Origin of the sequence: Bacillus sp. S14(2024), assembly GCF_050473785.1 — a bacterium.
GTDB classification, from domain to species: Bacteria; Bacillota; Bacilli; order Bacillales; family Bacillaceae_G; genus Bacillus_A; species Bacillus_A yunxiaonensis.
The window spans coordinates 2,477,788-2,491,036 of the sequence record NZ_JBFLUP010000006.1; the positions used below are offsets into that span (position 1 = coordinate 2,477,788).

Consider the following 13,249-nt stretch of genomic DNA (forward strand, 5'->3'; position numbering starts at 1 on the left):
TACATAAACCTCTCATATATCATTAAAAAAATTGATATATGAGAGGTTTTTCTTTTGTAGTAACTCTTACATCTCTTTTTTCAATAGCTTTCCTTGTCTCCAATACACCTCAAGTGTAGATCGATTCGCCATAAAAACACCAATTAAAATGAAACAAGCTCCAATTCCCATTTCTGGTTTAATTGGTTCACCTAAAAATATATATCCTGTTATAACAGCAATTAATGGCGAAACATAAAGCCAAGTAGATGGAAATACAGGATTGGTTTTGGATAATAGCCAATAGTATAAGCCATGCCCACCAATTGAACCTATAAATATTAAATACAGAATGGGCCATTGAACGCTCCATGAAGTTAAGACAGATGGGTTAGGATGCTCTAATAAGAGAGAAAAAACAATTAGTAATAAACCTCCATAAAACATTTGAATTCCATTAATCAAAAATGGCGAGACATTTGGTAAATTTGATAAAACTTCCTTTGAATGGATCGTACCCATTCCGTAGAAAAATTCTCCTACTAATATAACAAGGCAAGCAACACTCCACATATAAGAAAATTGCTGCTGTAAACCCGGCAAAGAAATGCACACTACTCCTATAAGAGCAAGTATAAGTGCAAAAAGTTGTTCCCTTCTCAATTTCATTTTCGTTCGTTTCGTTTGAAGCAATAAAATCATCATTGGACCTGTAGCGGAAAGAACAGCTGCTAATCCCGATGAGATATACTGCTCTGCCCAATATAAAGTTGCAAAGGTCATAAATGTAAGACAAAAGCCAGCGAATATAATTCTTTTTGTTAAAAGGTATGGTATAACTTGTTTCCGTTTCACAATAAAAAACATGATAACAATTATACCTGCTAAAAAGAAACGAATTCCTGCTGAAAAAAGCGGCGGCGCTCCTGTTGCAATTCCTATTTTAATCGTTAAAAATGTCGTCCCAAAAATAATACAAATAAGAAGATAATTAAAAATAACCATAATGCTTCCTCCTTTTCATTGTTGAGATGAGTATAGAGGAAACAGTGTATAACAGTACATCAAGCTATATAACAGTTGCATGAATTTTCAGTTGATTATAAAGTTTTTTTCGGTTTAAATGAAGATAAAAAAGACTAGGTGAGATAATGAAGATTGTACTCCGAAAGGAATCTAATGTACCATTCTATCAACAAATCTATGAGCAAATTGTTCATCGTATTCAAAGTAGCATGTTAGCAGATGGAGACGCCCTCCCTTCTCTACGTACCATGGCAGATGATTTGAAAATAAGCGTATTAACTGTTCGTAAAGCATATAAACAGCTTGAGACAAAAGGTTATGTATATATACAACCAGGAAAGGGTGTTTACATAAGGGGAAAAAGAAATACTTCTCGAAGTATACATGCTCCTTACGACTGGCAACATATGAAAGCTGTTAATGTAATAAGGTCTCAGTATATTATCAATCGTCACAAAAAGTATTATGATTTTTCACAGGCCATTCTGTACCCACGTCTTTTACCTAATCCGTTTCTATCAAGTGAAATGCAAAAAATATTAGACAAAGACAAAATGATATTAGCTACATACGGGCCTGTACAAGGTGATGAAGAGCTGCGCATGGAAATCTGCAAATATTTAAAAGACTATCAAGGATTAACAGCTGATCCTGCTCATTTATTAATTACAAGCGGTGCCCAGCAAGGGATTGACTTAATCGCTCAAACGTTATTAAAGCCTGGAGACACAGTAATAGTAGAGAGTCCATGTTACGGTGCTGCCATTGATGTGTTTGTTAACAAAGGAATCCATGTTATTCCTGTTGGGCTTGATGAACAAGGCATTCGTGCTGATTTAGTAGATGAGGTGTGTCAAAAGAATAATCCAGTTTTGTTATACGTGAATCCTGCTTTTCATAATCCTACTGGAACATTAATGAGTGAACGAAGAAGAAAAGAGCTTATAGAACTAGCAGAATTCTATCATTTTTTTATTATTGAAGATGACTCTTTTGGTGAGATCTATTTTAATGATATTGAGCTTCCGGCTCCTATTAAACATTTTGATAAGAACGGTCATGTCATTTATTTAAAAGGATTCAGTAAAACGTTAGCACCAGGGCTTCGTATTGCAGCCTTAGTCGCAGAAGGGCCAGTATTTGATTGGTTATATGCTGCGAAAGCATTAATGGATATAGGTAGTCCGCTAATAACGCAAAAAGCCATTCTACCTTTTTTGCGGACAGAAAGAATGAAGAATCATTTAGAAAAACTACGGACTGCCTTACAAATACGTCGGGATGCTACGATAGAAACACTTGCACCCTTAACAGATATACTTCATTTTCAAATACCACAAGGTGGCTTTAACTTATGGATTTCCCTTCCGGACTCAATGGATTCATTTGCATTACTAAAAAAAGCAAATAAAGTTGACGTTTCTTTTTTACCAGGAACAGCTTGCTTTGTTCACGAATCAAAACACGAGTATATGCGTATCAGCTATTCTATGCTAAATGATCAAGATTTAATTGCCGGACTACAAAAACTACGTGAGATCATTTTCGATTTTCAAAAATAGGCATAATTATATTCCTTATTCTTTAGAAATGTATTGACGCAGTACCTTTTCTAGCACTTCACGAGTAACTGGTTGAGCTTGAGCAGTTAATTGATAGCCGATATGACCGTTTGGCTCTGCAGTTACTTGCTGTAATGTTTGAATGTCATGAATTCCCTGTACTCTTAGATGCATAAATAATTGCTGTTCTGTCATTTTGGCACATTTTAAATTGTTCTTTAAAAGTTCTCCATCTTTAATAAGAACGATAGTATCACCATTTAGAAATTGTTCCACCTTTCGTGATTTCACTTCTAAATAATGAATGATGAATAAAATCCCAGAAAATATACATGTAGCGAGTATAGTTGGTCCTATTTTCTTATTTAACACTGGTTCTACAATAATTCGCCCAATAGATACAACGATAATAATTTCAGCTCTCGTCATTTGACTAAGAGATTTACTCCCCGTTAACTTTAAACCGAGGATGCCTGTCACGATTAGTATGATGCTTTCAAAAACAATATTCATACAGTCCATTCCTTTTACAGCAATTTACACACAGTATTACCATTTTCAAATTAATCTTAATCCTGTTTATTAAATATAAAAGAGTATGGTTAAAACAAATTGTTCCAAACATACTCTTTTTCATTTAGTAGGAAATTATCTTATTCCTCTTGTTTATCCGATTTTGTTTCAATAATTTTCAATCCACTAGCCTCTCCATTCTCAACGATATGTTTCAGAATGGATAATTTATTATTCCAAAATTGTTCGTAAAATGACAGCCACTGTTTTAATTCTTGTAAAGGTTCTGGCTGCAACTGATAAATTTTTTCCCTTCCCACCTTTTTTCCACTAACTAACTTTGCTTCTGAAAGAATGTGAAGGTGTTTTGTAACAGCTGTACGACTAATTGGAAAATGAGATGTTATTTCTGAAATAGGTAATTCTTTTTCTGCCAGTAACCGAAGTACCTCTCTACGAGTTGGATCAGCAATCGCCTGAAATACATCATAAGTTTCTGCTGCTGGAGACATTTAACCTTCAATAACCTTTTTAAGTTTTTCATTCACAATGCCATTCCAACCATATGCCATGTTCTCACGAATAACAGAACTTTTCTGATTCGGTTTCGGAAGAATAAAGTCAGGCTCTTTCCAACCGCCATGAATGAGGGTAAATTCTGTCTTATCTCCTAAGTCTTTCAAAATAAAAGAAACAATCCAACCGTCTGTATCCCACGCAAAAGAAAGTTGATGAGGAGCATCTATTTCTAATACTTTACATGGAGATGGACCAAATGGAGATTGTATATGAAATTCATGCCCTACTTCTGGTTGAAAATCATTTGGCATAAACCATAACGCAATACCTTCTGCAGTTGATACTGTTTCCCATACTTTTTGAATAGGTGCTTCTAGCACGATAGTTTGCTTAATATCTTGTAATGTATTCATAGTACTTTACCTTCTTTCCTTATTTCAAAATAAAACCTTTTGGTTTTACTTTCATAGAATATAACACCTTATGGTTGCATGTCAATGTTAATTAACCTTCTAGCAATCATTTGAATATTGAAGACGATTGAAATAAATAAAAAACCCGTATGATTACGAGTTTTTATCTATTTTTTCCTAAGTCAATGAAAACCCTTTATAAAGTATGTTGTACATGTTCTTCAAAATATTTTCCCCAATCAGGCTGTCTTCCATCTATATCTTTAAATCCATATTCTCTCGCTAATTCCCACGAGCTAAGCGCTTTTCCTGTTTTCTTATGAACATTCGGATCGCTCGCTAAAGCAGCAATTGCTCTTCCGATAAAAAATGGTGTTTCTGATGCAATGAAGTGCGGATCTTTTTTTGCTCCTTCTTGCCAGTTTTCTTCTGTCACACCGAATAACTCTAACATGGCTTCAGAACGTAAAAATCCTGGACTCACTGCAACAGATGTTATATTGTAGGGAGCTAAGTCTTTTGCCATTGCTTGTGCTAAATGAATTGTCGAAATTTTAGCGAGACTATAATACAAATTCCCTCGATACTCATAATCAACACCATCTGTAATTTCAATAACAAGCCCTTTCTTATTTTTCACCATAAGCGGGACACCGTAGTGACTTGTTATCATATGAGAATGTACAGCAGTTGTTTGTATTTGGATTCCATTATCTAAATTATGCTCCCAAAATGGTACATTCCATTCTGTCAGCGGATCGCCTCCCCATACATCATTCACTAAAATATCTAACTGTCCATTCTGCTCTTGTTCAATCTTTGCAAATAAAGCTGCAACATCTTCTTTCACTGTGTGATCAACGCGAACTGCAATTCCTTTTCCACCTTGTTTCGTTACAAGTTCAGCTGTTTCTTCAATTGTCTCCGCTCTTCCCATGGATGATAAATTTCCTTTTGTACTTCTTCCTGTCACATATACAGTAGCACCGGCTTCACCAAGCATCATTGCAATACCACGTCCAGCACCGCGTGTTGCACCAGCTACTACTGCAACTTTCCCTTGTAGTGGTTTCATAAATTTCTCCTTTACTTAGTTTTAATTTCATCCAATTTCAAAAAACGGACATCTTTCCTCTTCATTCTGCCATCTAATTTCTAAATAAACTACCTCATTTTCAATATTTAGCCCTTGATGTAACATATTCCCAATTATACACATGAAAACGTGATAATATTTGTATATAAACCCAAAGTCATCATTTCTGATAAGAAAACATATCACACAAAGAAGAAGGTGATGTAATGAAATGGAAAGTAAGACGGGACCGAGAATATTGGTATATGATGGTTGGAACCATTCTGTTATCTAATACACTCTTATCTCTTCCACTTTGGTTAGATAAAACATTGAACTCTATAGATTGGATTATCATCCCAAGTATCATTTTAATATTTGATTTATTTATGTTATGGGTTATATTTGGTATTCGCTATGAATTGCGAGAAAAGAGTTTATATGCAAGATGTGGTCCTTTTTGGTGCAATGTTCCATATGAAAATATTACAGGGGTTCATCCAACTGATGATATGCTTATGGGATTTCGCCCAGCAGCTGCATTTCACGGTGTAGAAATTCACTATCCAAATGCTCTATTTGGCAGTGTGAAACTATCACCAGAAAACGAAGAATTGTTCATAAAAACTTTACTTGCCAAGTGTCCTCATTTGCAAAATAGTGAAACGAAACATCTCTAATTCAACAAGTAGTTACTCTTACGACACAGGAGGAAGTATATCTTTATGGAAATTATTTTTTTCTAACTGGAAAACCCAGGGTCGGTAAAACTACATCTCTTAAGAAAATAATAAATGAAATTGGAGTAGAAAACTTTGGTGGATTATATACAGAGGAGATTGTCGAGAACTCTAATAGAACTGGTTTTAGAATTATCTCTCTTGCTGGTGAAAAAGCGGTAATTGCAGATGTTAATTCTAAAAGTGATATTAGAGTAGGCAGATATGGCGTAAACGTTTCCGAATTTGAAAAGATAGCTATTCAGTCTATTCAAAATAACGCAAAGAAAATTATAGTGATAGATGAGATTGGTCCTATGCAAATTGCCTCCCAAACATTTCTATCTATTATCAATCAATTTATGCAAGGTTCACAAACTGTATTAGGGACAATATACTATGATTCTCATCCTAAAATAGATGAAATAAAGACTAATAGTAAAATGAAGATTTATGAATTAACGCGGGGAAATTATAATGATGTGCTTTCTAAAGTAATAAATGAATTACGACAGACAAGCCTTTTTCAGCCTAAATAAGCAGATTAAAATCACTGATATATAAATATTAATTATGAATCTATATATTTTTAATTCTTGACTTAAAATATAAATCATGATTATAATAACTCATATTAATTTCATAGCATTCGGATGAACCATACAGGAGAAGATCTTTTGATCTACCGATGGGGCAAAAAGCTGGTCGGACAGCTTTGAAACTCTCAGGTCTTGTATTCAAGTAGAACTGTATGGGGACGAATCTCTGGAGAGACTCCCTCTTATTGCATAGCAAAAAGGAGGAAACAGAGCACCGAAGGAGCAAATCCGCTATTACAGTGGATAATCTCTCAGGTAAAAGGACAGAGACAAGCGACAGAAAATACCGATTCCCGAATCGGTTTATTTTTCTATTCCTTGTATCTCCAGAGACCATTTCGTTTATATGAAATGGTTTTTTATTTTTTGTAAAGGAGAATAGAGATGGAAACAGCAAATCAAGTATTAGAAGTAATCAATCATTACGTATGGGGACTACCTACACTGTTACTGCTTGTTGGAACAGGAATCCTCCTTACAGTACGCCTACGAGGCTTACAATTTATCAAACTATTATATGCACATAAGTTAGCATTCGGAAAATCAGAGGACAAATCTTCTAAAGGAGATATTAGTCATTTCCAAGCATTAATGACTGCGATGTCAGCCACTATTGGTATGGGGAATATCGCAGGCGTTGCAACTGCAGTTGCAATCGGAGGACCTGGCGCAATATTTTGGATGTGGATTACTGCCTTGTTTGGAATGGCAACAAAATATTCAGAAGCTATTCTTGCGGTAAAGTATCGCATTCATGGAGCTAACAGTGAATACTCTGGTGGCCCAATGTATTACTTAGAACGCGGGTTAGGAAAGAAATGGCTCGCTATATTGTTTGCTATTTTTGGTACAACAGCTTCATTTGGAATCGGAAATATGGTGCAGTCCAATTCTGTTGCTCAAGCCATGAAAATTAATTTTTCCTTATCACCTGTCGTGACTGGAATTGTAATGGCGATTTTCATCGCAATAGTCATTTTAGGCGGAGTTAAAAAAATAGGGAAAGTGACAGGTTATTTCGTTCCAATTAAAGCTTTCTTTTATATACTTGCTGGACTTATTATTATTTTTTATCATATAGATCAAATTCCAGAAGCATTTCAGCTTATCTTTTCAGGTGCTTTTAACGGCACTGCAGCTGCTGGTGGTTTTGCCGGTGCAACAGTTGTTTCAGCTATTCAAATCGGGATGGCACGAGGTGTATTTGCAAACGAAGCAGGACTTGGAAGTGCACCAATTGCAGCAGCTGCTGCAAAGACTGATTCCCCCGCTAAACAAGCACTCGTATCTATGACAGGAACGTTCCTTGATACATTTGTCGTATGTACAATCACTGGTTTAGTACTCATTACAACAGGTGCTTGGAATTCTGGGAAAACAGGCGTTGAAGCGACGACCTTTGCGTTCCAAACTGTATTTGGAAATGCCGGAAGTATGATTCTTGGCATTGCAATTATTTTATTTGCTTACTCAACAATGTTAGGCTGGTCATACTATGGAGAGAAATGCGTTGAATATCTATTTGGCCGTAATGCCGTTCGATACTACCGTTTCATTTTTGTTGGTATGGTCGCGTTTGGAGCAAATTTAAAATTAGGACTTGTTTGGACATTTTCTGATATCGCTAATGGACTAATGGCAATCCCAAATTTAATTGGTCTTATTGGATTAAGTGGCATCGTTGTTACAGAAACAAAGCGCTTTTTACAAGCAGAAAAATCAAAGAATTCTAACAATAGGATTGCAAGTTAATCTAACTGAAAAGGCTGTAGAGTGTTTATTTATTCACTATACGGCCTTTTCTTATTGGACTATACTTCATGTGCATATCATCTAGAAATGAGATGACATATTTTAAAAGTATAGAGTAGGATTTTCTTAGAAGGTATAGAAGTTATAAAGTAATTAAAAGAGGCAGTTCCCTCAACGGTATCACCACTTAAAAAAATTATAGTTTCTTAAATTGATAATCCACCACAACATACCTAAAAAACTCAATTCTTATTTGCGTAAATCATAACTAAAAAAGAAATTAAAATTAGGAGGTGTACGATGACGCAGCTCGATTCATTACATCCAATTGCAGAAAAGATAATCGACAATGTCGAAAAAGTGATGGTCGGAAAACAAAAAGAAACGATTCTTACCTTGACAGCTCTTTTAGCTGAAGGTCATGTACTATTAGAAGATGTTCCAGGTGTTGGAAAAACAATGCTGGTACGCACCCTCGCTAAGTCAATCGATGCTGATTACAAACGAATTCAATTCACACCTGATTTACTACCGTCAGATGTAACAGGTGTTTCTATTTATAATCCGAAAGAGCTGCAATTTGAGTTCAAGCCGGGACCAATTATGGGGAATTTCGTGCTTGCTGATGAAATTAATCGTACATCACCGAAGACCCAAGCCGCCTTACTTGAAAGTATGGAAGAAAGTAATATTACAATAGATGGCATAACTCACCCGTTACCAAAGCCGTTTTTTGTAATGGCCACGCAAAATCCAGTTGAATATGAAGGAACATACCCTTTGCCTGAAGCTCAACTCGACCGTTTTTTGCTGAAATTGAAAATGGGCTATCCTACACCAGAAGAAGAATTTGAAGTTTTAAATCGTATGGAAAAAACAAATCCACTCTCACTCCTACAGGCTATTATTACAATAGAAGAATTACTGAAATTACAACAAAGTGTACGAGAAATATATATAGAAAAAGCAATCAAGCATTACATTGTGAAACTTGTCAATCAAACTCGTTCCTATAATTCTATACAACTAGGTGCAAGTCCACGCGGTTCTATTGCTTTAATGAAGGCTTCACAGGCTTATGCGCTCATCCATGGCAGGAATTATGTGATTCCAGATGATGTTAAATTTTTAGCTCCTTATGTTTTATCTCATAGACTTATTCTGAAAATGGAAGCGAAATTTGAAGGAATAACAGGAGAAAAAGTTATCGCAAAAATCATCGCACGAACTTCCGTACCAACTCAAAGGAAGATGAATTTTTGATGAAACAGATACTACGATCAATTTATAATGTTGGAAAGTTATTGCTGATTCCTGTATCCCTTGTCTTAACATTTGTATATGCTATGCTACAAGGAGGATTTGTAAGCTGGTTCTTATTTTACAGCATCATCCCTTTTGGCTTTTATTCATTGCTGCTCCCCTTTTTCGCTTTGAGGGATGCTGAAGTGAGACGCATAACCAATCAAAAAGAATACATAGCTGGCGAACAATTTCGAAGCACTATTATAATAGAAAGAAAAATTCCTTTTCCCTTACTTTATATAATTATAGAAGATAAATTGCCCCCACAATTTGCAAATAGTAAACAATCAAGTTCCGCCAAAGTGATATTATTTCCAGGATTTAAACGAAATATTTCGTATCAATATAGAATTGACACAATCCCTAGGGGAGAACACATTTTTTCAAGCGTACGTGTAAAAATTGGAGATATCTTCGGTGTTATTGAAAAAGAAATGATATTTTCAGTTCCTAATACACTTTTAATCTATCCTCGATATATAGATATAACTTACCGAAAATTAGAAAACCATTTCGAACAAGGGGCGCTCCCAGCAAATATAAATGTAACAAAAGATTCTACAGTCTCAGTTGGTGTCAGAGAATATAAAACTGGGGATCGTTTTTCATGGATTGATTGGAAAGCAACCGCCCGTAAAAACAATATTATGACAAAAGAATTTGAACAACAGCGGGGTCATGATGTCATGATTTTCATAGATAGAACCCCATCTCCCCTATTCGAATCAGTCGTTACGTTTACAGCTTCTCTCGTGAGAGCTGTCTTAAAACAAGATTCACAAACGTCTTTCGTGTCTATCGGAAAAGAACAGACTGTTTTCCCTTTACATTATGGAGATACCCAGTTGCAACAAATCTTTTGTCATTTAGCAAAAGTGCAAGCAGACAGTATATTTCCATTCTCTCAAACTATAGAAATGGAATTAAGAAAAATGTATCAGCCAGTAACAGTTATACTTGTGACAAGTGATCTTTCCCCTGATATTCTAAAAGCAGCTGAAAATGTTGCAATGAAGAATAGAAGATTGATGGTGTTTGTTGCAAAAGAAAAAGCGAACCAATTCTCAAATCGGGAACTAAGTATACTAGAAACGCTTCAAAAGCGAAAAATATTTGTAAAAGCGATTTATGATAATCATTATGCAAATGTGTTTTTTGAGGTGAACAAATGATAACACTACGTGCAAACAATCAATGGAATATGAGCAGGTTCTTAATGCATGTAAGCGGGTTTCTTCTTTTACTAGAATGGTTAAGACCGCTTATAAACATTACGAACATAGGGAGATTAGATATTTTTGTAATATTTATAGGAATTTGCTTCACTCTCTCTTTTTTTCAAATACGGTGGCAGATTGCAATAAAGATTGTAATCATCTTATTCATCATTCATTCCGTATATTATAAAGGTACTTTTATGAATCCATCTTGGCTGACAGTATTCTTTTCTGATATTTCTCAAAACACCTCCCTGCTTTTTCAGGGGAATTTGCAAGATATTTCCGTTGTTTTTCCTACCTTCTTACTTTTTCTAGTACATTGGTTTTTATGTTTTCTCATCTCTTATTGGGTAATTCGTCAAAAACGCGGACTGTTATTTCTTGTATTAACTATTATTTATATCACGACTTTTCATAACTTACACTTATACAACGCAAATCATGCTATTATTCGTACCGTTGTCATCGGCTTTTTTATGCTTAGTCTTCTTCAAATCGAACGGATACAAATGATTGAACACTTGCAAAATTATTCAAGACACATATCAAAATTACTTAGACCACTTACTATGTTTATTGTATTATCAGCAACCATCGCATACTTTGCTCCAAAGTTTGGCCCTCAATGGTCAAATCCTATGACTTTTTTGAAGTTCGATACATTTACAGCAAGTAAAAAAGTTGAAGTTTCTAAAATTGGGTATGGTATGGATGATTCTCAATTAGGCGGACCTTTTAAACCAGATGATACAGTTGTTTTCACCGCGCAAACACAAAACAGTCAATATTGGAGGGTAGAAACAAAAGATTTTTATACCGGAAAAGGTTGGGAAGTTTCTGAGGAACCAAAAAAAAATTCTTTTAAGAGTAAAAACAACGTAGTGACCTGGTACGAATCAAATACAAAAACAGATACAGCCGTAGCAACGATTAACATGCAAAAAAGTTATCCTCATCTTATTTATCCCACAGGATTAGTGTCAGTTGAAGCTGTTTCTGAAAATGTATCATTCAGTATTGATCCATTTTCAGAAAAAATTTATACGATGAAAGAAGGCTCCTCTATCTCTTTAAACAAATATAAAGTGACTTATGAAATCCCTCAGTTTTCCACAGAAAACTTGAAAGCTGCAAAAAAGGATGAGGGTATGGAGACAAGTCTTTATTTCATGACAAAATATACACAGCTTCCCAAATCATTACCACAAAGAGTAAGGGATCTGGCAGTAGACCTTACAAAAAACAAAGATAATCAGTACGATAAAGTATTGGCTATTGAAAGCTACTTCACAGACAATTCCTTTGTATATGAAACAGAACATGTTTTGGTTCCTAAAAAAGACCAAGATTATGTAGATCAATTCATATTTGATACAAAAAGCGGATACTGTAATAATTTTTCGACATCCATGATTGTGTTACTTCGTTCTGTCGGTATTCCCGCACGCTGGGTAAAAGGCTATACCGAAGGCGCTCTTGACAATACATTAGTTAATTTAGAAGGTGATAGCGTCTATACAATTACGAATAATAATGCACACTCTTGGGTCGAAGTATATTTTCCAGGATACGGCTGGGTCCCATTCGAACCAACAAAAGGCTTCAGCAACCCATATAATTTTATAAAAGACGCTCCGGCTTCCGGTTCACGAAATAGCGAAGTGATTAATCCAAACAATGAACAAACACAGCAGAAAAATAATGAAACAAAGCTTAAAAATTTAATAGAAAATACCGAAGAAGTCTCTATCAAAAAAATTACGAATTCCAATAAAAAATTTTCTTGGTGGTACCTATTCCTCTCTATCATATCAATGAGCATAATTGGCTACATTCTCTTTGCTACTAGAATGAAGTGGCTTACATTTTGCATTATTCTCTTCTATAAATACAGAAAAGATGATGCTGTTTATCCAAAAGCTTACGAGGCACTTTTAAAACAATTTGCCAGAATCGGCATTCCGCGTAATGAGAGCCAAACATTACGAGAGTATGCAATCCATGTAGATATACTTTACAACTCAACTGATATGCAAAAGCTCACTCTCAGTTATGAGAATACTATTTATCAAAAGGAGCAGGCCACATCGGAATGGAGAAAATCTATACAATTATGGGAACAACTCATGAAAAAAGCAGCCTCTCTGCCCAAATCACTTGACTTTGATATAGGAATTTAGTTTTGTTGAAGCAAAAGAAAAAAGGCACCTCAACTTATTCTTATCAAGACCTAAACGGTAAATAGTCATAAAAAATTAAGGGTGTTACATATTAGTCATGACTAATATGTAACACCCTTAATTTTTTGTTCAATAAACGCGCCCTATTGTTGTTTTAAAATAAAGTTTGTTCAAATTAATCCTGTATCATTCAAACCTAAGCATCTTCTTTAACAGTAGGAAAACCTTATGGTCTTATATCATATTCCCATTTATGAGTGTATTCTGTTAATATGTATCCTACTTTTCCTATTAAAAAGCCTAATTTCTCAATTTATTGTAGAGAAATTAGGCTTTTTTCATCACTCCATTAAAGCGCCCTATAGTTTAATGACTTGATTTACTGAT

12 protein-coding genes and 1 riboswitch are annotated in these 13,249 nt (G+C 35.0%); of the genes, 7 read left to right on the forward strand and 5 right to left on the reverse strand.

Annotated features, from left to right (window positions below):
• Positions 1 to 66: 66 nt before the first annotated feature.
• A complete protein-coding gene (locus AB1279_RS12870) occupies positions 67 to 984 on the reverse strand; it encodes a DMT family transporter (RefSeq protein WP_429759154.1) in 918 nt (305 codons plus the stop codon).
• A gap of 146 nt (positions 985 to 1,130) precedes the next feature.
• On the opposite strand from AB1279_RS12870, the gene AB1279_RS12875 reads away from it, so the two are divergent.
• Positions 1,131 to 2,567: a PLP-dependent aminotransferase family protein gene (locus AB1279_RS12875; protein WP_429759156.1), complete on the forward strand. Its 1,437-nt coding sequence runs from the start codon at positions 1,131 to 1,133 to the stop codon at positions 2,565 to 2,567.
• A gap of 15 nt (positions 2,568 to 2,582) precedes the next feature.
• Here AB1279_RS12875 and AB1279_RS12880 read toward each other — a convergent pair whose 3' ends face one another.
• From AB1279_RS12880 to AB1279_RS12895, 4 genes are all read right to left on the reverse strand, one after another.
• Positions 2,583 to 3,080, reverse strand: coding sequence for a DUF421 domain-containing protein (locus AB1279_RS12880; protein WP_429759158.1), 498 nt, complete (start codon positions 3,078 to 3,080; stop codon positions 2,583 to 2,585).
• A gap of 140 nt (positions 3,081 to 3,220) precedes the next feature.
• Positions 3,221 to 3,592 carry an ArsR/SmtB family transcription factor gene (locus tag AB1279_RS12885; protein ID WP_429759160.1) on the reverse strand — a complete coding sequence of 124 codons (372 nt, stop codon included), beginning with the start codon at positions 3,590 to 3,592 and terminating at the stop codon, positions 3,221 to 3,223.
• On the reverse strand, positions 3,593 to 4,012 hold the full coding sequence (locus AB1279_RS12890) for an SRPBCC family protein (protein WP_429759162.1): 420 nt from the start codon (positions 4,010 to 4,012) through the stop codon (positions 3,593 to 3,595). It abuts the gene before it with no gap.
• Positions 4,013 to 4,208: 196 nt separating this feature from the next.
• On the reverse strand, positions 4,209 to 5,087 hold the full coding sequence (locus tag AB1279_RS12895) for an SDR family oxidoreductase (RefSeq protein WP_429759164.1): 879 nt from the start codon (positions 5,085 to 5,087) through the stop codon (positions 4,209 to 4,211).
• Positions 5,088 to 5,314: 227 nt separating this feature from the next.
• Between AB1279_RS12895 and AB1279_RS12900 the strand changes: the two genes are divergently transcribed.
• The 6 genes from AB1279_RS12900 (at position 5,315) to AB1279_RS12925 (ending at position 12,862) form a co-directional block, all read left to right on the forward strand.
• A complete protein-coding gene (locus AB1279_RS12900; protein WP_429759166.1) occupies positions 5,315 to 5,767 on the forward strand; it encodes a PH domain-containing protein in 453 nt (150 codons plus the stop codon).
• Positions 5,767 to 6,345, forward strand: a complete 579-nt coding sequence (locus AB1279_RS12905) for a nucleoside-triphosphatase (RefSeq protein ID WP_429761392.1) — start codon at positions 5,767 to 5,769, stop codon at positions 6,343 to 6,345. The genes AB1279_RS12900 and AB1279_RS12905 overlap by 1 nt, the downstream gene beginning before the upstream one ends.
• A gap of 216 nt (positions 6,346 to 6,561) precedes the next feature.
• A riboswitch (glycine riboswitch) is annotated at positions 6,562 to 6,682 on the forward strand.
• A 107-nt stretch (positions 6,683 to 6,789) separates the two neighbouring features.
• Positions 6,790 to 8,157, forward strand: coding sequence for an alanine/glycine:cation symporter family protein (locus tag AB1279_RS12910; protein WP_429759168.1), 1,368 nt, complete (start codon positions 6,790 to 6,792; stop codon positions 8,155 to 8,157).
• A gap of 300 nt (positions 8,158 to 8,457) precedes the next feature.
• The gene (locus tag AB1279_RS12915; RefSeq protein WP_429759170.1) at positions 8,458 to 9,420 is read left to right on the forward strand and encodes an AAA family ATPase; all 963 of its coding nucleotides are present in this window, start codon (positions 8,458 to 8,460) and stop codon (positions 9,418 to 9,420) included.
• Positions 9,420 to 10,634, forward strand: coding sequence for a DUF58 domain-containing protein (locus AB1279_RS12920; protein ID WP_429759172.1), 1,215 nt, complete (start codon positions 9,420 to 9,422; stop codon positions 10,632 to 10,634). Before AB1279_RS12915 ends, AB1279_RS12920 begins: the two co-directional genes overlap by 1 nt.
• Positions 10,631 to 12,862, forward strand: coding sequence for a transglutaminase TgpA family protein (locus tag AB1279_RS12925; RefSeq protein WP_429759174.1), 2,232 nt, complete (start codon positions 10,631 to 10,633; stop codon positions 12,860 to 12,862). Before AB1279_RS12920 ends, AB1279_RS12925 begins: the two co-directional genes overlap by 4 nt.
• The last annotated feature ends 387 nt before the right edge of the window (positions 12,863 to 13,249 follow it).

Coding starts and splice junctions, on each gene's coding strand:
- AB1279_RS12880 (WP_429759158.1), bottom strand. CDS start 3,080: ATGAATATTGTTTTTGAAAGCATCATACTAATCGTGACAGGCATCCTC.
- AB1279_RS12875 (WP_429759156.1), top strand. CDS start 1,131: ATGAAGATTGTACTCCGAAAGGAATCTAATGTACCATTCTATCAACAA.
- AB1279_RS12920 (WP_429759172.1), top strand. CDS start 9,420: ATGAAACAGATACTACGATCAATTTATAATGTTGGAAAGTTATTGCTG.
- AB1279_RS12910 (WP_429759168.1), top strand. CDS start 6,790: ATGGAAACAGCAAATCAAGTATTAGAAGTAATCAATCATTACGTATGG.
- AB1279_RS12900 (WP_429759166.1), top strand. CDS start 5,315: ATGAAATGGAAAGTAAGACGGGACCGAGAATATTGGTATATGATGGTT.
- AB1279_RS12870 (WP_429759154.1), bottom strand. CDS start 984: ATGGTTATTTTTAATTATCTTCTTATTTGTATTATTTTTGGGACGACA.
- AB1279_RS12915 (WP_429759170.1), top strand. CDS start 8,458: ATGACGCAGCTCGATTCATTACATCCAATTGCAGAAAAGATAATCGAC.
- AB1279_RS12925 (WP_429759174.1), top strand. CDS start 10,631: ATGATAACACTACGTGCAAACAATCAATGGAATATGAGCAGGTTCTTA.
- AB1279_RS12895 (WP_429759164.1), bottom strand. CDS start 5,087: ATGAAACCACTACAAGGGAAAGTTGCAGTAGTAGCTGGTGCAACACGC.
- AB1279_RS12885 (WP_429759160.1), bottom strand. CDS start 3,592: ATGTCTCCAGCAGCAGAAACTTATGATGTATTTCAGGCGATTGCTGAT.
- AB1279_RS12890 (WP_429759162.1), bottom strand. CDS start 4,012: ATGAATACATTACAAGATATTAAGCAAACTATCGTGCTAGAAGCACCT.